The 17531-nt window shown below is 62.8% G+C and carries 13 protein-coding genes; 5 read left to right on the top strand and 8 right to left on the bottom strand.

Annotation, left to right across the window (positions count from 1 at the left end):
* Positions 1–98: 98 nt before the first annotated feature.
* Genes ABN401_RS03265 through ABN401_RS03255 form a run of 3 tightly spaced genes read left to right on the top strand, consistent with a single transcriptional unit; the run spans position 99 to position 2885 of the window.
* The gene (locus ABN401_RS03265; RefSeq protein ID WP_349683404.1) at positions 99–1139 is read left to right on the top strand and encodes a sensor histidine kinase; all 1041 of its coding nucleotides are present in this window, start codon (positions 99–101) and stop codon (positions 1137–1139) included.
* 13 nt (positions 1140–1152) lie between these two features.
* A complete protein-coding gene (locus ABN401_RS03260; protein ID WP_349683403.1) occupies positions 1153–1878 on the top strand; it encodes an alternative oxidase in 726 nt (241 codons plus the stop codon).
* A gap of 8 nt (positions 1879–1886) precedes the next feature.
* Entirely contained in the window at positions 1887–2885 is a 999-nt protein-coding gene (locus tag ABN401_RS03255) for an L-lactate dehydrogenase (RefSeq protein ID WP_349683402.1), read from the top strand.
* A gap of 475 nt (positions 2886–3360) precedes the next feature.
* On the opposite strand, the gene ABN401_RS03250 is transcribed toward ABN401_RS03255, so the two are convergent.
* The 4 genes from ABN401_RS03250 to ABN401_RS03235 form a co-directional block, all read right to left on the bottom strand.
* The gene (locus ABN401_RS03250) at positions 3361–4824 is read right to left on the bottom strand and encodes a multicopper oxidase family protein (protein ID WP_349683401.1); all 1464 of its coding nucleotides are present in this window, start codon (positions 4822–4824) and stop codon (positions 3361–3363) included.
* A gap of 1285 nt (positions 4825–6109) precedes the next feature.
* Positions 6110–6754 carry an RNA polymerase sigma factor gene (locus ABN401_RS03245; RefSeq protein WP_349683400.1) on the bottom strand — a complete coding sequence of 215 codons (645 nt, stop codon included), beginning with the start codon at positions 6752–6754 and terminating at the stop codon, positions 6110–6112.
* 581 nt (positions 6755–7335) lie between these two features.
* The gene (locus ABN401_RS03240; protein WP_349683399.1) at positions 7336–8937 is read right to left on the bottom strand and encodes an oleate hydratase; all 1602 of its coding nucleotides are present in this window, start codon (positions 8935–8937) and stop codon (positions 7336–7338) included.
* Positions 8938–9498: 561 nt separating this feature from the next.
* On the bottom strand, positions 9499–10164 hold the full coding sequence (locus ABN401_RS03235) for a DUF6629 family protein (protein ID WP_349683398.1): 666 nt from the start codon (positions 10162–10164) through the stop codon (positions 9499–9501).
* Between the two features lie 225 nt (positions 10165–10389).
* Between ABN401_RS03235 and ABN401_RS03230 the strand changes: the two genes are divergently transcribed.
* Positions 10390–10971: a general stress protein gene (locus tag ABN401_RS03230; RefSeq protein ID WP_349683397.1), complete on the top strand. Its 582-nt coding sequence runs from the start codon at positions 10390–10392 to the stop codon at positions 10969–10971.
* Positions 10972–11187: 216 nt separating this feature from the next.
* Here ABN401_RS03230 and ABN401_RS03225 read toward each other — a convergent pair whose 3' ends face one another.
* The 3 genes from ABN401_RS03225 to ABN401_RS16300 all read right to left on the bottom strand — a co-directional run bounded on the left by ABN401_RS03225 (position 11188) and on the right by ABN401_RS16300 (position 12877).
* The gene (locus ABN401_RS03225; protein ID WP_349683396.1) at positions 11188–11469 is read right to left on the bottom strand and encodes a hypothetical protein; all 282 of its coding nucleotides are present in this window, start codon (positions 11467–11469) and stop codon (positions 11188–11190) included.
* Between the two features lie 884 nt (positions 11470–12353).
* Positions 12354–12635, bottom strand: a complete 282-nt coding sequence (locus ABN401_RS16305) for a DUF5676 family membrane protein (protein ID WP_432763514.1) — start codon at positions 12633–12635, stop codon at positions 12354–12356.
* A 53-nt stretch (positions 12636–12688) separates the two neighbouring features.
* Positions 12689–12877: a DUF2933 domain-containing protein gene (locus ABN401_RS16300; RefSeq protein ID WP_432763513.1), complete on the bottom strand. Its 189-nt coding sequence runs from the start codon at positions 12875–12877 to the stop codon at positions 12689–12691.
* Positions 12878–13730: 853 nt separating this feature from the next.
* Between ABN401_RS16300 and ABN401_RS03220 the strand changes: the two genes are divergently transcribed.
* Entirely contained in the window at positions 13731–16265 is a 2535-nt protein-coding gene (locus ABN401_RS03220; protein ID WP_349683395.1) for a cation-translocating P-type ATPase, read from the top strand.
* 221 nt (positions 16266–16486) lie between these two features.
* On the opposite strand, the gene ABN401_RS03215 is transcribed toward ABN401_RS03220, so the two are convergent.
* Complete coding sequence (locus tag ABN401_RS03215) at positions 16487–17428, bottom strand: ribose-phosphate pyrophosphokinase (protein WP_349683394.1); 942 nt, start codon at positions 17426–17428, stop codon at positions 16487–16489.
* Between the last annotated feature and the right edge of the window lie 103 nt (positions 17429–17531).

The raw sequence follows: 17531 nt of genomic DNA, 5'->3' as shown, positions 1-17531 counted from the left end.
ATCAAGGCGGCGGAGCAGCCACGTCCCTATCGTTTGGAGCAGCAACGCTTTCTGACCCGCCTGGTCGGCGTTCGTCATCCCTTGGAGATCGGCCTGCAATGACGACCATGACGGCCCCGGTTCCCGATATTTCGCTCGATCTGGCGCTGTCGCTGGTCGCCGCTTCGGTGGCGCCGGTGCTTTTGCTAGACGGCGAGCTCGAGGTGGTCGCGGCCAGCCAGTCCTTTCTGGAACAGTTCGACGTCGATCCGGGCGACGTCCCGGGGTGTCGGCTGGCCGACCTGGGCGGCGGGGAATGGAACGTGCCCCAGCTTTGGTCGCTGCTGAAGGCCACGGCGTATGGCCAGGCGGACATCCGGGCCTATGAGATGGACCTCAAGCCGTCGGGCAAGGCCGCCCGGCACCTCGTGCTTCACGCCCGCAGGCTGCACCATAACCCCGAGCGCGGGGTCCGCCTGCTGCTGACCGTCGCGGACGTCACCGCCTTGCGCGCCAGCGACCGCCAGAAGGACGAGCTGATCCGCGACAAGGCGATCCTGGTTCAGGAGGTCCAGCACCGTGTCGCCAACAGCCTGCAGATCATCGCCAGCGTGCTGATGCAGGGCGTCCGCAAGGTCGGCTCCGACGAGAGCCGGCACCATCTGCGCGACGCCCACCAGCGCATCCTGTCGGTCGCCGCCGTGCAGCGCCATCTGGCCGGATCGACGCTGGGCGACGTCGAACTGCGGACCTATCTCACCGACCTGTGCCGCAGTATCGGCGATTCCATGATCCGGGATCACACCCAGCTCCGTCTCACCGTCACGGCCGACGACAGCATCGCCCCGTCCGGCAAGTCCGTCAGCCTGGGGCTGATCGTCACCGAACTGGTCATCAACGCCCTCAAGCACGCCTTCCCGGGCGACCGCGACGGCACCATCGCGGTCGATTATCGCGCCCAGGGCGACGGCTGGACGCTGAGCGTCCAGGACGACAGCGTCGGCATGCCCGCAGATCTCGAGAAGGCCAAACCAGGCCTGGGCACCGGCATCATCCGGGCCCTCGCCGGCCAGCTCGGCGCCACCATCGCCATCACCGACGCCGCCCCGGGAACCCGGGTGTCGATCGTCTGCGATCCCCGATCCTCTCCCCTGTCCTGAACCGAGTACCTCCATGGTCAACTCCATCCTCGCCCCCGATTCCCAGGCCCTCGAAGAAGAGCGGAAGGCTGAACCCGCGATCCATCACGCGCCACATGGGTTCTCGGACAGGTTCGCCCTGGGATTCACCAAGCTTCTGCGCTTCTCGGCCGACACCTTCTTCGCCAAGCGCTACGGCCACCGCGCCATCGTACTGGAGACAGTCGCCGCCGTGCCCGGGATGGTCGGCGCGACCATCCAGCACCTGACCTGCCTGCGCAGAATGAAAGACGACGACGGCTGGATCCGCACCCTGATGGAGGAGGCCGAGAACGAACGGATGCACCTGATGACCTTCATCGAGGTGGCCAAGCCGACCTATTTCGAGCGGTTGGTGATCCAGCTGGCCCAGGGCATATTCTACATCATCTTCTTTCTGCTCTACCTCGTGTCGTCGCGCACCGCGCACCGGCTCGTGGGCTATTTCGAGGAGGAGGCCGTCATCAGCTACACCCTGTATCTGAAGGAGATCGACGAGGGCCGATCGCCGAACGTCCCCGCGCCGGCGATCGCCATCCACTACTGGAAGCTGCCCGCGGACGCGACGCTGCGTGACGTGGTGCTGGTGGTGCGGGCCGACGAGGCCCACCACCGCGACGTCAACCACGGCTTCGCCAGCAGCCTCGGCGGGACGCCGGTCGAGCGGTCCGCCGCCTCGCCCTACCCGCCCCACGCCGCTGAAATCCGTATGGGGGCCTGAGAAGTCTCATGACCCACTCTGGCCAGGCGGAGACGAGGCACGATCGAAAAGACGCGCCGACGACCGACCGCGACCGCGTCGCGATCATCGGGGCGGGGCACGTCGGGGCCACGGCGGCCTATGCGCTGATGCTGCGGGCGCTCGTCCGCGAGATCGTGCTGATCGACAGCGATCCCGCTGTAGCAGAAGCCGAGGCGGCCGACCTGTCGGACGCCAACGCCCTCGCCCGTCCGGGCAAGATCTGGGCCGGAACCTACGCCGACGCCGCATCCGCCAGGATCGCCGTCCTCACCGCCGGCGCGGCGAGCCACGGCGCCGAGAGCCGCCTCACCCTCGCGGGCCGCAGCGCGGATATCGTCTCGACGTGCGTCGCCCGACTGGTCGAGGCCGGGTTCGCCGGGATCCTGCTGGTCGCCGCCAACCCGGTGGATCTGATGACCCTGGTCGCGCTGCGTCGTTCGGGTTTCTCTGCGGCGCGGGTCATCGGCACCGGGACGCTGCTGGACACGAGCCGCCTGAAACAGACGCTTGCTGAGTACTTCAAGATCGCACCGGGTGCGATCGAGGGCCTGGTGCTTGGCGAGCACGGCGACAGCGAGGTCGCGGCCTTTTCCACGGTCCGGATCGGCGGCCTCACGCTCGAGCAGTTCTGCAAGGGCGGCCCGGAGATCGACCGCATCGATGTCGAACGCGACGTCCGCGAGGCCGGATATGAGATCGTCATGGGCAAGGGCTACACCTCGTTCGGGGTGGCCACGGCCATCGTCCGGATCTGCGAGTCGATCCTGCGAGACGAACGCACCGTCCTTCCGGTCTCGACCCTGCTCACCGGCCAGTATGACATCACCGACGTCTGTCTGAGCCTGCCCTGCGTCCTGGGCGGCGGCGGGGTGGAGCGGATCCTCACGCCCAAGCTCGAGCCGGAGGAGGCCGCCGCGCTCGCGGCCTCGGGCGCGACCCTGAAAGCGGCTATCGCCGCGACCCTCGCGGACTATGCGACAACCTAGACTCCGAACCCATTGGCAGGATCGACAGCGAAACGTCGATCTGATTCATTCATCGCAGGGGGATCTTGCCATGAGGGACCTCGTTCGGTTGGCAGACAAGTCAGTGTGCCGGATCGAGCCGTGCTTTCCGCTGTCGCACGGGATGCCGGTTGAATTAGAGACACTGACTGCCCTATCCCGCGAAAAGCCCGCCCCCCCGAGGCCCGGCGCGACGATGACGCCGTGGGCGGCCTGCCCCTAGTGGGAACGCGTTGTCCACGCGATGGCCTCCCTGAGCTTTGCGAGCTCGCGGCGACCTCGCTGACATCATGCCAATCCACCTTGTCGCCTCGGGTATCGCCTCGATAGGGTTCCCGACAATCGGATCAGTTCGTCGGCAGCTTTGCCGTCTGCGTTTGACCTCTCATCTTTCCACCAAAGCGGATCGCAAGCTGGGAGAGCCGACGATTGACGATCGGTCTCCGGTCAACCCACGCTATGTCTCATAGGACAACTGCGTCATCATTCCCGCCGCCATGTGATACAGATGATGGCAATGGAAGGCCCATTCCCCGGCGTTCGTGGTATCGAACGAAATGGTCACCGAGCGCTGCGGTGGAATGTTGACCGTATCCCGCATGGCACCGGAGAACCGTTGACTGTCGATCGCCACCACCTGGAAATGATGACCGTGAAGGTGCATCGGATGAGCCATCATGGTCGTGTTGAGCATGGTGATCTCGATCCGTTCGCCCCTGCGAACGCTGATCGGCGTCGCGGTCTCCAGATCCCAGCGATAGCCCCCCATAGACCCGGTTAGATCCATATCGAAGGTCTTGTGGGCTGGATGGGTTCTCAACGGCACGAGCGCCGAGAGACGGCCCTCGAGCGCGAGGTCCAGTACCGGAGCGTTGTGGACAGACAGTTCGGGCAATCTGGCAACGGTCGCACCCGGAGGCTGGAGAATCACACCGGTCCTCTGTCTGGCCCCCTCACGGAGCGCCATGATCGGAAACGGACGTGCATCGCGCGGAAGGTCAAGCCGAACGTCGATTCTTTGCCCCATGGCGACCGGGAAACGTCGGCCAGCGATCGGCTGAACTTGATGTCCATCGACTGCGATCAATTCGCCGTCGATCTCGCCAAGATCCACGGTGAAGGCGGTCGCCGTCGCCCCGTTGATGATCCGGAGCCGCACCCGGCCGCCCCGCTCCACGGCTATGATTTCAGGATCGCCGAGAGTCCGATCGTTGGCGAGATAGGCGTCGTACTCTATGTCATTGATATCGATCGCCATCCCCTGGCTCGTTGGCGCGGCGACCATCGGCGCCACCCCGGGTTGGTTGATCGGTGGGGAAGACCGTCTGTCAGCCGTTGCTTCGGCGACCATGGCGTGCGGTGTGCCGCGCGACTTCAGACGCTCCAAAATTTCTTCGGGCGAGGAAAAGGAGAAATCGTGCAGGAGAATGACGACCTCCTGTTCGTCCCGCCGCTCGTCCGCAAGACTTCGAACGATCAGCGGCGCGGCCAGAAGGGATTGCTCCTGCAGCGTGTGCGCGTGCATCCAGTGGGTCCCCGCCGCGCCAACCGGAAAGTCGAAACTGCGTTCGGACCGGGGGGCCATGAGCGGAAGGGATGCGTCCGCGACGCCGTCGCTCGCGAAGGGCGGCGTCAGTCCGTGCCAGTGAACGATTGTCGATTCATCCGTGTCATTGCCCAGGACCACATTGAATGCCTCCCCTTCCCGCAGCGTCAGACCCCGCTTTCCGTCCGGCTGCTGCAGTCCGAAGACAGTGGCAGCCCGACCGTTGATATCAAGCGTCCGGCGCGAGATTTGAAGGCGGGTGGGAGCCGCCGCCGAACGCGCCGTCAGGCCCTTGGCCCATAGGGGTCGGGGCGTGGCCAAGACGAGCGCGGAAGCGCCCAGCAGCGTACCTTCCAGGAGGCGGCGGCGGTTCATTCAGGTCTCTCCGTCAAGCAATGAAGGAGGCCAGCGTGAGGCTCCGACGCGGGCGGCGCATTGATCGGGATCAAATCCTGACCCGGCCATCGAGGGTTGCTTTTCCCGGTCAACGAGCCGCAGTCACTCGCGCCGGACCGACCGGCGAAAGGATCCGAGCCATCTGCCTTTCAGCCGCGGTCGGCTACACGGCCGCCGCCGTGCTTCCCTGTCGGAGCGGTCACCCTGACGCGCGGATTGCCGGTCAACCAGGCGGTATGCGGCCCTTTTTGCCTTGCCCTACTTTCGGCATTCAACAGCTTCTCGAAGGACTGGTCTGGACAGCAGGCACCCCCGCCGATCCATCTTCTCCAATCCAATAACAGCGGAGCCACGGCCGGGGCCACACTCCGGGACTCAGGAACGCGGACCCAGGCCCTCCTCCGACGAGGTGGCAGCGGTGAATCGGGCTGTACGGTGTTCGATCTGGTGATGTGCTGGGACTGTAATGTCCAATGGGGATGGCGTCTTGATATCCGGGCATTAAGCCCAGAGGACAAGATCAATGCCGACAGACAGTCACATGAAAGCGGCCGAAAGCCACGAGGCAACAGCGAAGTGTCACCGGTCCGCTTCCGAGAGCTACAAAAGTGGCGAGCATGCAGCGTGTCACCAGCACTCGAACCAAGCGCACACGCTTTCTGAGTCGGCGCATCGGTTGTCTACCGAAGCCCAGCAAGAGAGCACCGCGCAAATCCGTAAGTGAACTCCGGGCTGGATCAACGTCCGCTCCGGGCTTGCAGATCCCACCGGGTCGATAGACACCGAGGGCAATGCTAAGGGGAAAGCTGGTGTGGGGCGCCTGGCTCGGGCTAGTCAAATATCCCGAGCAGCAGACGTCTTCAGCTCGGCGGCGTAACAAGCCCACCGAGGCGGACTACGCGAGACGTCCGGTATGTCCATCAAACGCATGCCGGTCAGCATCAAAGGTCGGCCATCGCCGAACACACGACCGGCGCTAGCCGTTGATCCCGCCAATCAGGTTGCTTGTCTTATGTAGCCAGATCTTTGCTTGGTCATGGCGTACAGGGGAGCGTCGACGCGGCCCTCGCGGAAAGGGACGCTGGTGCCGCCGACCAGTTTCTGGATGTCGCTCAAAGACAGAAGGCGGACCGTGACACGATGAGGCCTGGCCAGCAAACCCCTCTGACAGCAGTTTGCGCACAATGTACAGACCGACGGCTGCATCGGCGGTCGGCTGTCGCGGTGCACGCGCAGTTTCGCCAGAGGAAGGCCGCTTGCGAAATCAAGTTATATCGTCAGCCAATTGCAGCCGTCCCCCAAGGGCGCACGGATTGGGGCAGACGGTGCATTGTGCCTGCATCTGATGACGCAGGGCCGCACGGGCGCGGTGAACCCGAACGCCGACGTTGTTGGCGGTCAAATGCATCTCCTCACCAATCACCTTCAACGGTGTGTCCTGCAGTTCAGCGCGCCGCAGGAGTAAAGCAGCCTCAGGCTTGAGGTCGCCGAGGGCTCTGAAAAGACAACTCAACGCCGGATCCAGCCCATCCCCTGCGTTATTGTCGGCCGAAAATGGACGCTGCGAGCGAATAGACTCATTCAAACGCGCGCGGCTCGCATTGCGGCGGTACCGGTCGAACAGAGCATTGCGCAACGCGACGCCGAGCCATGCGTCAATCTTCCCGGGGTTGGCCAGATATCGCGCACCCTGAGTGGCCTTTAACGCGAACTCCTGCAGAACGTCTTCGGCGTCCTCCTTCGACCTGAGTCGCTGCCTCAGGAAACGCAGATGCCCGGCTCGGCCATCTCGAAGCCGAAGATTTACAAGGCGCAGGACTTCCGCCGGCCGGGTCAATGGCGGGACGAGCTTGATCCGCGGAGTCGCCGAAGTCGACACGTTGGGCTCACGGTAGCGCGGCAGGGTCATCCACCGGTTCTCTCGTTTCGGTTACAACCCGGATAGGCGCACAGGCTCCGCACGACATTGCGCCAGATCAAAAATGACGCTTCCGAGGCTTGGGCGCGGTTGCCCGCATTCGCGCGCTGCAAGCCCAACATACCGATGGAACGCAATGATGCCGGAGAGGCCCGCCGGGCGGGAGGCTTGTTACGATCGTTTTCTGCGAGATTGGGCTCGCCTGTGTTGATCCATCAGGAACAAGCTCGGGGCTTATAGGTCGCTGAACTGGTGGTTCAGCTTTGCCGGCACCCAGGCAATCGGGTGTCCGAGACTTCGGCAGCCGCATGCGAGTCCGTAGGACCCGCATCGCTCCCCGCGGAGCGATGCGCACCGCCGTCCTGAGGTTCGGGTCACCCTGCAAGGATCGATCCCCTGCCCGCGTCTGATCAAGGGATCCAAGCGAAATGGGGGAGCCCATCACGACACAAGAAGCCTTCGCCGACGTCAATCCAGGCCGTTCCGCTTTCGAGAGGTGGGCCGTTTAGAAAGCGCTTGCAGACAAGGAGCTCAGGGATCAGTGCCGTGCGCCGCCATGCTAGGCCAGTCATTCAACGGACCAGCGCTTTGGCCGCGGCAAACACTACAAGCGGATCGGTCTGGCCCTTGTAGAGGGGCGAAACCGCTTTCTCGAGCCCAAGCAGCGAATAGACAGAGATCTGCGCCGACCGGACAGAATATTCGACGGTGAAGACGACATCGTCCGGCATCTCGCAATACTGACCGATGAAGGCTAGGTTGACCGTGCCGACGGGGCGGATCTCGGGTCTGTCGCCCTTCGCTCTCGGCATAAATTGACTGGTGATGTATGGCATCATGCAGGGGATGCAGTTCGCGGCGGCGAGCACTTCAGTCTTCTGTGCCATGAATCCCAGATGACCCAGCAGTTCGATCAGCAATTCCTCGCCCGTGCAGTCGGACATCTTCTTTTTTACGAAATCACCCTCTTGATCGACGAACAGGCCGTAACCCCAGAAGACCTGGATACCCTCTGGTTGGTCGAGGAAGTGAGGCTGGTGAGCCAAGACAATGGACATCAGCCAACTCGAGTCGACAAGTGTCACAAGGCCCCCGGTGCCGGCCGTGTTGCCGGTGAAGGCTTCCATCAAATCGAAGAAGACCGGGTTATCAAGGGTCACCGTGAACGAAAGCCATTTTGACTCATCGATGTTGCGGGTGAACACCTCGGGGTGACCGAAATCAGCATTCTTCGCGGCCAAAGTCTCCCAGAGTGTCCATGACGGGCCGCGGTCGACCCCTTCGAGGCGGGCCGGCGACGTCATCGATCCGAAACTCGACGCGGCCGTCATCGACCCGTTGGTGATGAAGACCAAGTCTTCGTCGCGAATGGGTAGCTGGCGGCGCGCGCCTTCCTCGACATAGTGAATGGTCTCGGCGGCCTTTCCGCGTGGTCCATAGCGGAAGTCCAGGTCGACCACGCGGGCGCCCGTGACCATTTGAACGCCCTGCGCTTCAAGCCATTGGACCAACGGCCGCACGATCGAGTCGTATTGATTGAACGGCGTGCGCCGCACACCGGCCAAGGTGTGGATCCGTGGCAATTCCTGGATGAAGCGTTGCAGGTAACGCTTCATTTCAACAGCGCTATGCCAAGGCTGAAAGGCAAAGGTGGTGGACCACATGAACCAAAAATTGCTGGTGAAAAACGTGGGCTCAAACACCTCCTCAATGCGCTGGATCCCGAGGGAAGACTCCGTGCGGGTCATGATTTCGATCAAATCCAGTCGATCGCGATTGCTGAGCTTCAGATCCGACGCGTCGAGCCTCTGTCCTTGAGCGACCAGGCGGGCCCGAGAGTGAGAGACGTGCTCGTTGTTAAACCGAATGATCTCATCCTTCACACTGTTGCCGGGGTTGCCGAGCGAGGGGATGAAGGACAAGAGGTCGAAGGTGCACGTATAGGCCTCGTAGGTGAACATCCGGCCACCACGGATGACATAGCCCTCGTCTCCGTCGCCGGTGCCGTCGAGGCTCCCGCCGGGTCGAGTCGTTTCCTCGAGAATCTGTATGTCCTGACCGGCAAAGCCGCCGTCCCGGATCAGGTAGGCCGCGCTCGCCAAAGCCGCTATTCCTCCCCCGACGAGATAAGCCCTGGGCCTGGAGCGTGGCGTGTTGCTGATGGACTCTGTCACGGGCGGCTCTCTAGGCTGGGGTGGGTCGGTGATGTTTGAGGCGTCGGATTTGACAGGTGCGCGCGGGCGCAAGGGCCTTTGACACCGATCAACCTGTCGCTCCCGCGGGTCGCAGAACGTTTGACGTTGGTCTGTCGGGCGGCGATGAGGCCGGTGCGGCGCCGAGCTTGGGTCTCCACCTCAATCCGCGCTGATCTCTCGCTCTCGGGCGAGTGCGAACTCCCGTCCACGCCACCACCGCCTGCAACGGTCACGTCGAAGACCGCGACACGCATCGAAGTTTTCGGGAAAAGCATTACATCCACCCCGTAGGTCGCATTCGGCCCAAAGACCTGTTTCAGGACGCGCCGTCCGGGCAGACATTACAGAGGCCAAGCCGTCCTCCGAGGGTTCATGGACGCGCAAGCCGGCTCCACGAGGCGCCCCATACTCACGAAGGGCAATGTCGAGGACGTTCGTCTCTCGCCCAGCCCGCGAACAGGCTCGCGCGCCCGGACCTGTCTCTGGACGCGCAACGGTGAAATCGTCCCGGCAGCGCCATTAAGGGAGCTCAGGCGAACATCAGCCCGACGGAGGAATCCGCGACAGATCAGACGAGCTTCGCCCTGTCGACCGGAAGTGGAGCAAAACGACCACGCTGAGCGCCGCCGCGAAGAAGCACCATACAGATATCAACCAGCTAGTGTACAAACTGTAGGTTACAATGAAGGCGAGGAAAGCAGCTGCTCCAAACTGTCTGACTGTGATGTGGCTTGAAAAAAGCATGCTGACGCACGTACTCATGACATAGAGCAGCATCACCACGACCTGGTAGAAATGCGGGGACAGATAGGCGAGGTGGCGACCCTGAATCTCGGATACGATCGGCAGCCGGACGAGAAAATACAACAGGTATAGGCCCACCGCAGCGCCGGCCAGCGCGATGGCGATCAGGACCCTGCGGCGCCACCCTGTCGGCTCAAGCAGCAAAATCGCCAGCGGAACATAGACCGGCCACAGCACGTGCGAAAACAGGGAATAGGCGAATGTCAGCCCGGCATTGATCAGAGGAGCCTTGTCAAGAAGGGTCAGCCAGATGACGCCCTCGATCAGTTGTTGAAGGCCGAACAGCGCCGGGATCAGCGCGAACGGAAGCTCAGCACGCCGTCGAGCGCGCCGGGCTGTCACGGCTCCGATGATGAGCAACCCCGCCCCGGCAGTAAAACTGGCTGTCGCTGAAAAACACATATGGTCGGGTCCCGCGGCTGATTAATCTCTTCATCGATATGCGCTTGAAAGCGCGCGGCCATCTACTTTCCAGTCGGCGTCTGTCAGACGGACCCCAGATCACCCGTCCCCGCCCAGCCCAAACCGGGACAAGCCCCTGGTCATGTAATCGCCGCGCCGTATGAGCGTCACCTTCCTCGCTGACGCGAGCTCCGCCCGCGGGCACTTTCCAAGAGGACTAAACATATGACTGAAGAGAATGTCGCTGTCGCTGTATTCAGCAGTCACGCCCAGGCTGAAAACGCAGTCAGAACACTGGGTCAAACGGCCTTCCCGCTGACACAACTCACCATCGTCGGTAAGGGGTATCATACCGACGAGAGGGTGCTCGGATTCTACAATATCGGCGACCGGATGAAGCTTTGGGGCAAGAGCGGCGCTCTTTGGGGCGGCCTCTGGGGCATGTTTGCGGCTGGCCTCTTCATGACGCTTCCCCTGATCGGGCCGGTTGTCGTTCTCGGACACCTCGCAGCCATGGTCGTCGGGGCGATCGAGGGCGCCTTGCTGGTGGGTGGCGTCAGCGCCTTGACCGGCGCCTTGGTCAGTATCGGGATTCCAAAGGACTCCGTCGTGCGTTACGAGGAAGCCGTGAGGGCTGACAAATTTATTGTTATGGCGCACGGCTCACCGGCCCAGATCGACGAGGCGAAAGCTGTGCTGCAAGCGGCCTCGCCGAGCGAACTGAACATCCACGAACACACCTGTGCGGACCAAGCCGGCCGTGCCGCCCATCACCGTGAGGCCGACCACGTCGAAGCAGCTGAATAACCGGCCGAGAGCCTTCTGACCGCACTCATACCGGTCAGAAGGCTCTCCGGCTCAGGGCGAACCTCCGACGACCTGCGCAATGTCGCCATTACACCGCAACCTCTGCGGGAGGTTTCTGAGCTCGAATCGTCAACGCGTGTCCTTTCCTGACGACCCCGCCGACGCGAAAGGGTGGAGCAAGTCGCTTGCGGTGGCCGGGTTCGCACTCTCGTTTGCTCAATCGCGAATGAACCGGCCTGCCAGATTGTAGCAGTGCGCTATGATCGCGCCGAACAGACCTCCGACCACGAAAGCGCACAGGCCGCCGTACAGTAAAGCTCTTGCCGAGCTGGCTGGCTCGGTGGTGAACAAGCCAAGGAAGGCTTCGGCGCCCGGCAAGCTGAACGCGGCCCAGATCCAGCCCAACACGAACAGCCAGAGGGTACCGAATGCGCCGGCGCTGGCGACCCGAAGGGCGCGAAGTCGGGTCACGGGGGTGGCCGGGTGGGGCTCGGTCATTCTGTCTTCCTTGTTGGGCGCAGCTGCGCAGATTGGCGACAGGCGTTGGTAGACTTCAAAATGACGCGCGGCCTAAAGAAGCTTACACGGCAGCGAGGACACTCACTGACCGAGGCGAGCTCCACGGACCTATCGCATCGTTAACGGGGTCGCACATCCCATCCAGTGCGGGGCTCCCCACTGACGGATCGGGTCATTGGCTCCTTCCAGGGTCGTCCTCGCCCGCGGCCGACAACCGCCAAGCCGACGTGATTCACTCGCCGAAGCGAAGTCCTGTATCCGTCGAGGTGGCGCATGAGCCTTGCCAGCGACGGCCCCAGATCCGAGGGACCCTCACCATCACGCGCGACCAAGGACCATCAGCCAGGTCCGTCAACAGCGCGGCGGCGCGCCGATCTCCCGCCATGCGATTGGTCTCCAACGGTCCGACCCGCCGTGCCCGACGATGTGACATGCTCTCGCACCAGTGCGAGCCTTTCATTCTCCATCAAGGCCTGGCCTATCCGGAAAAACTCGGCAGAATGAAGTCCAGGCAAGATTGGCGGAAGGAACGACACGACAATGGCGCCCGGAAGCTTGCCGGCTTGGTCCGTGCTCAGTACAGCCCGGAGTCGATCACTACCGGAACGGCCGAGACGTCGAGCATCCTGTACAAGAGCTCGACTCCCCGCTTGAATTCGACGGCTTCGGCAACGCGTTTGCGTGTGCCTTCCAGGAAATTCAGCAGCGGCCTGCAACGCCGTCCATCAGCGACCCGTCGCGCCCTGCCTGCCGACGTGACCTTGGATGCTCCAGGGAAGTGAGCGCTTGAGACGACCGAGAACGTCTTCTAACGGGCGGGGTGCGTAACTCCGCCAAAACGGTGGTCGCCTCAACGGCCGTGCTTACCGAATAGCCTCTTGGCTCTGGCTGTGACCCCAGCGCCGATCCAGCGCGTTGTAGACGGGGCAGAAAACCAACCCAGCGTAGGCGCCGTAAAGAAAGCTTTCCGCCAACCCCAACAGGAATCCCGGCCAAGTCAACCATTTGAAGGCGGGCAGAATCTGTTCCAAGAGGGCCCGCGCGTGTAAATTTTCGGGCGCGATCAATCCATAAATCACGCAAAGAATGAATGTTACGGACGCCCATATTCCGAGGGTCCAGCTGACAATTTTTGTGTTTACCATGGGGGATCCTGGCATCTCTGCAAACTCATCGGGCTGAAATCGATCTTTGAAGCTCAGTGACCATGAGGTGGTTTTGAGCCGTCATCCCGTGGATCAGCGCCATCGGCCTTGTCCTTGGATTGAACTGGCCCACGGTCACCGCGGCCTCCATGGCCCCCGTGGCCCCCGTGGCCAACGAGATGCAGACCCACAAATGCCACCCCGAACAGTATCCAAGGCCAATTCTCCGCCAGCCAACTCATGGGTCTCTCCTATTATGTACCTGGGTGGGCGCAACTACGTCAGCCGTGGCCGGTCAGGAGCACGCCGAGTAATTCTATGACGTGAGCGCCCCACGGTCCTTACAAGGCTCGATCCAATTCAAGATTGAAAAGGCTGAGCGGCACGACCAGCCCACCCAGTTCAGCGGCAGCGCACTGACCGCTGTTTCATTCGGGTCGCTGCGACTATTGGCCAACACTCGACAATCAAGCCTGACCCATTGTGATCGCGCAGAGGATTTTCTTTTGGGTTGATCCTGAGCCCAATGGACCTCGAAGGGATGAGCCAGAATCCGCAAGGGCAACTAGGCGGGGCGCGGCTTGATCGAAACCATTGCCGGTCAGAGCAAGAAATGATTGTGGGACGGGACGACGTTAGGTGAGCCTTCGCCTTCGAAGCGGCGGCCTACAACCTTGATGCCGCCCAGTTGGTGGAGGCGGCGATATGCCTTTCAAAGGCGGTGCCCGATCGTCGAGATGCCGGGTTACGACACCGACTTTCCCGACAGGACGGTTCGCGCCTGCATCCGGTTTAGCCACACCCGCTGTTGGGTTTGCCAGCATCAGCCGGGCCTTGGCAGGTCAACTCGCGCCGTCGTCAAATCACAGATGCGGAGCTTGGGCCCGAGCGTCGATCATCCACAGCCCGCGACCCATGATCCTGTCCATGTGGAACCACGGTGGCGATGCGGTTTCTCGGCACTGACTTCCCAAACCGGCGGCGCCCGGTCCGAGAAAGACAAGCTCCTGGTTGACCTGGATCAAGGCCTGCCAACCTCCAGAGCCTCAGAGTCAGAGTGCGGAAAATGCCTGGCGGCATGAAAGGATTGCAACCTTGGCAGCTCCCTGGCCCGGTCTGGATGAGGCGCAAGCGCGGGACCGCCTGGACGAGTTCGGTCCGAACGCCCTCGCCCCCGTCCGCCGCCGAAGCCTGTGGCTTCTGGTCACCGGCACCCTGCGGGAGCCGATGTTCCTGCTGCTCGTCGCGGCGTCCGCGCTCTATCTTGTTATCGGAGATCTCACGGAAGGCCTTTTCCTATCCGTCGCTGCATTCGCAACGGTGGGCTTGGTGTTGGTTCAGGAGGCCCGTAGCGAGCGGGCACTGCAGGCCTTGCGGGACCTTTCCCAACCCACGGCGCGGGTCGTGCGCGGCGGCACGGAACGCGTCGTCTCGATCACCGAACTGGTGCCGGGGGACATTATTCTGGTCGGTGAGGGGCAGCGCCTCCCGGCGGATGGGGTTCTGGTCGATGGCGAGGTGTTGCGAGTCGATGAATCTGCCCTCACTGGGGAATCGGCTCCGGTCAGCAAGACGCTGTCGAAGGCGTGGCCGTCAGTAACCGCGGCCGACGCCGCCGACGACGCGCGCCTGTTCGCAGGAACTCTTGTGGTGGCCGGACAAGGCGTCGTCCAGATTTCCAAAACCGGCGCGAGGACCGACTTGGGCAAGATCGGCGCTTCGCTGGTGGGCATCCAGTCGGGTCCAACGCCCTTGCAGAAATCGGCCGGGCGTCTTGTGGGCTGGTTTGGGAGTATCGCTATACTCATCTGCGTCGCCGTGGTCCTCGCCTACGGGCTTCTGCGCGGCGATTGGGTCGAGGCGGCACTGGCAGGAATCACCGTCGCCATCTCACTGATCCCCGAAGAATTCCCTGTAGTTCTCTCCGTCTTCATGGCGCTTGGGGCTTGGCGGTTGGCGCAGCACAAGGTCCTCGTTCGGCGGGGCGCGGTGATCGAGACATTGGGTGGAGCGACCATCCTATGCGTCGACAAGACGGGTACGCTCACCGAAAATCTCATGACGGTCGCAAGTCTCTGGACTGGTGGCAAAGCCTACAATCCGCGAGTTGCGGACTTGGCGACATCGGCCACCCTCTTGCTGGACAACGCGGCCCTGGCAAGCGCCGTGCATCCGACCGACCCGATGGATCGGGCCATCCGACGCCTGTCGACCCAGCCCCGGGCCGACGCCCTGCCCGTACTGTTCCGCACCTGGCCTCTGGAGGCCGGCCGCATGGCGGTGGTCCAGCAGTGGACGATGACCGATGGCGCACGCTTCGCGGCGGCCAAAGGAGCGCCGGAAGCCGTTTTCGACCTGTGCGCCATGACACGGTCGGACATTGAGATGGTTCGCCACAGTCTCGAGTTGATGGCTGCCGAAGGCTTGCGTGTCCTAGCCGTCGCGTCGGTACGCGGCGCCAAAGCCGGGTTTGCTGAACCAAAGGAAGCGACGTTCGAGTTCAGCGGGTTGATAGGCTTCCTCGATCCGGTTCGCGCTGAAGTGCCCGAGGCCCTTCAGGAAGCCCGGCGCGCCGGCATCGCTGTGGCGATGATCACGGGCGACTACCCGGCCACCGCGCTCGAAATCGCGCGACAGGCCGGGATTGATGTCGAGGCCGGAGTCCTGACAGGCGAAGAGATGGCCAGGCTTGATCAGATGGCTCTTCGGGATCGGGTCTCGCGTATTCGGGTGTTCGCACGTGTGCGCCCCGAACAAAAGCTTGCCTTGGTCGAAGCGTTAAAAGCCAACGGAGAGATCGTGGCCATGACGGGGGACGGCGTAAACGACGCGCCTGCTCTGGAGGCTGCCCACATTGGGATCGCCATGGGCGATCGCGGAACCGATGTCGCGCGTGAGGCGGCCGACATCGTCCTGCTCGACGACAGCTTTGGCTCCATCGTAGGCGGGATCCGACTCGGGCGACGGATCTTTTCCAACCTGCGCAAAGCCCTCACCTTCGTCGTGGCGGTCCATGTGCCGCTCGCCGGAATGGCGTTGTTGCCAATCCTGATCGGCGCGCCGCCGCTCCTGTTTCCCATTCACGTCGTGTTCATCGAGCTCGTCATTGATCCGGTTTGTTCACTCGTGTTCGAGGCGGAGCCCAGTGAGACAGACGCGATGAAGAAGCCTCCCAGACCAACGGGAGCTGCGCTATTCGGGCGGAGCCAGATTGCGTTCGGCGTCCTCCAAGGCTTCGTCATTCTTGGGGGAGATCTCGGCTTTTATCTCTGGGCGCTCGAGCGAGCGTCAGACACGGAGGCAAGAGCAGCGGCTTTTGTGGCGCTGGCTCTCGCCAACATGATCCTTGCCCTGACGAACTCGGCGTCTGCAGGCGTCTCGTTGTTCGATCCGCATCGCAGGGTCTTCTGGCTTATCGGCCTCACCGCATCCGCGGTGCTGAGTGCCGCGCTGTATATTCCGGGTCTAGCCGCGATCTTTCGGTTCGCACCTCCGTCACCTGACGTTCTCCTGGTCGGCGTCACCGTGGCGTTCATCGCAGGCGGCTGGGCGGCGGTATTCCGCGCGGCGCTCAGGGTGAAAAAGTCCCCGCCCTTGGAGTTCAACCTTGCCCGCACGTCCGCGCCATAACCGGTCGGGCGGCAATGTCGATGGGAGTGGTCTGGGAGCCTTTGGTGGCGTCTCGGAGTCAATCGACCGTCCCTTAGCCCCGGCGGCTGGCGAGACAATCTCGTAGTCCTGTTCAGGTCACCCGCGTGCCGGGTGAAACCGTTCCGCATTTCAATGGCCAGCCGCGAGTGCATTTCGCACGGGCCGCCTACGATCCGCGTCATCGCCGCTTCTGTCGGTCGTCAATTGCCCTGCCCTGGTTCGCCAGATCGGTCACCTGCGGCCGGCGACGAACCGGGCCTTCCAGCTTGGAAAGCCTGTAACGCCGTTGCTAAAATCGGGGCGAGTTTGATCGCGTTGCTGGTATGAAGGACGCTATCGGTTGACACTATCCGCTCAGAGATCTGGGTAAGGTCTGCAAAGGCGTCTCCCGCAAAGAGACCGTGCACGACGACGCAGACGGGCCGCGGCAAACCTTGGTGTCTCAGTTGCCGAGCGGCCTCGATCAGCGTCCGTCCCGAGGATGCAATGTCGTCGATCAGGACCGGGCGGCGGTCTCGCCACTTCGCGAGGTCCGGCACCTCGATTTCGACCTTGCGATCACCGCGCCGGATTTTTCTGAGCAGAACGGAGGGCGCGCCCACTCTTGCGGCGACCGCCTCGACCCACTGACCGCTTTCCTCATCGGGCCCGACGATCAGCGGGTGGGGGATTTCGGCGGCGATCCACTCGGCCAGCAGGGGCGCCGCGTGTAGCGTGCGGGCAGGAATGGCGTACAGCTCTGCCAGAGATGGATAGCGGTGCAGATGCGGATCGACCGTGACGAGGCGGTCAAAGCTGCTTGAGATGAGCCGGGCGAACGGTCGCGAGGTTACGGCCTCACCGGGCGCGAAGCGCCGGTCCTGGCGCATGTAGGCGAGGTAGGGCGCGACCAGGGTCACTTCCGTTGCGCCAAGGTCGCGGGCTGCGTCGGCCGCAAAGATCAATCTCAAGAAGCCCGGATCCGGACGGGCCAGACTACATACCAGATCGACAGAGCGACCGGCCACGTCAGATAGTAGCCGGACATAGCTCTCACCGTCCGGAAAGTGGCGGGTTTCGAGCTTCCCCAGCTCAAACCCGCCTGACTTGGCGAGTTGCGCGGCGAACGCTTCATTTCCGGGAAGGGGCAGGATCAATCGCATGTGAACTCCTGGAAGGAGGAATGCCGACCATTGCCTAACGCAGCTGCCGGAAAGCCTGCCCCCTTGCGGCGCAAATCTGGAAGGGACACCAACTCCGACGCAC

The sequence above is a fragment of the Brevundimonas aurifodinae genome (genome assembly GCF_040195595.1).
Taxonomy (GTDB): Bacteria; Pseudomonadota; Alphaproteobacteria; order Caulobacterales; family Caulobacteraceae; genus Brevundimonas; species Brevundimonas aurifodinae.
Note: the sequence above shows the minus strand (reverse complement) of the source record. Positions and strands in the feature narration are given on the sequence as shown.

Coding starts and splice junctions, on each gene's coding strand:
- ABN401_RS03245 (WP_349683400.1), bottom strand. CDS start 6,754: ATGACCCTGCCGCGCTACCGTGAGCCCAACGTGTCGACTTCGGCGACT.
- ABN401_RS03265 (WP_349683404.1), top strand. CDS start 99: ATGACGACCATGACGGCCCCGGTTCCCGATATTTCGCTCGATCTGGCG.
- ABN401_RS03255 (WP_349683402.1), top strand. CDS start 1,887: ATGACCCACTCTGGCCAGGCGGAGACGAGGCACGATCGAAAAGACGCG.
- ABN401_RS03230 (WP_349683397.1), top strand. CDS start 10,390: ATGACTGAAGAGAATGTCGCTGTCGCTGTATTCAGCAGTCACGCCCAG.
- ABN401_RS16300 (WP_432763513.1), bottom strand. CDS start 12,877: ATGAGTTGGCTGGCGGAGAATTGGCCTTGGATACTGTTCGGGGTGGCA.
- ABN401_RS03250 (WP_349683401.1), bottom strand. CDS start 4,824: ATGAACCGCCGCCGCCTCCTGGAAGGTACGCTGCTGGGCGCTTCCGCG.
- ABN401_RS16305 (WP_432763514.1), bottom strand. CDS start 12,635: ATGGTAAACACAAAAATTGTCAGCTGGACCCTCGGAATATGGGCGTCC.
- ABN401_RS03225 (WP_349683396.1), bottom strand. CDS start 11,469: ATGACCGAGCCCCACCCGGCCACCCCCGTGACCCGACTTCGCGCCCTT.
- ABN401_RS03215 (WP_349683394.1), bottom strand. CDS start 17,428: ATGCGATTGATCCTGCCCCTTCCCGGAAATGAAGCGTTCGCCGCGCAA.
- ABN401_RS03260 (WP_349683403.1), top strand. CDS start 1,153: ATGGTCAACTCCATCCTCGCCCCCGATTCCCAGGCCCTCGAAGAAGAG.
- ABN401_RS03235 (WP_349683398.1), bottom strand. CDS start 10,164: ATGTGTTTTTCAGCGACAGCCAGTTTTACTGCCGGGGCGGGGTTGCTC.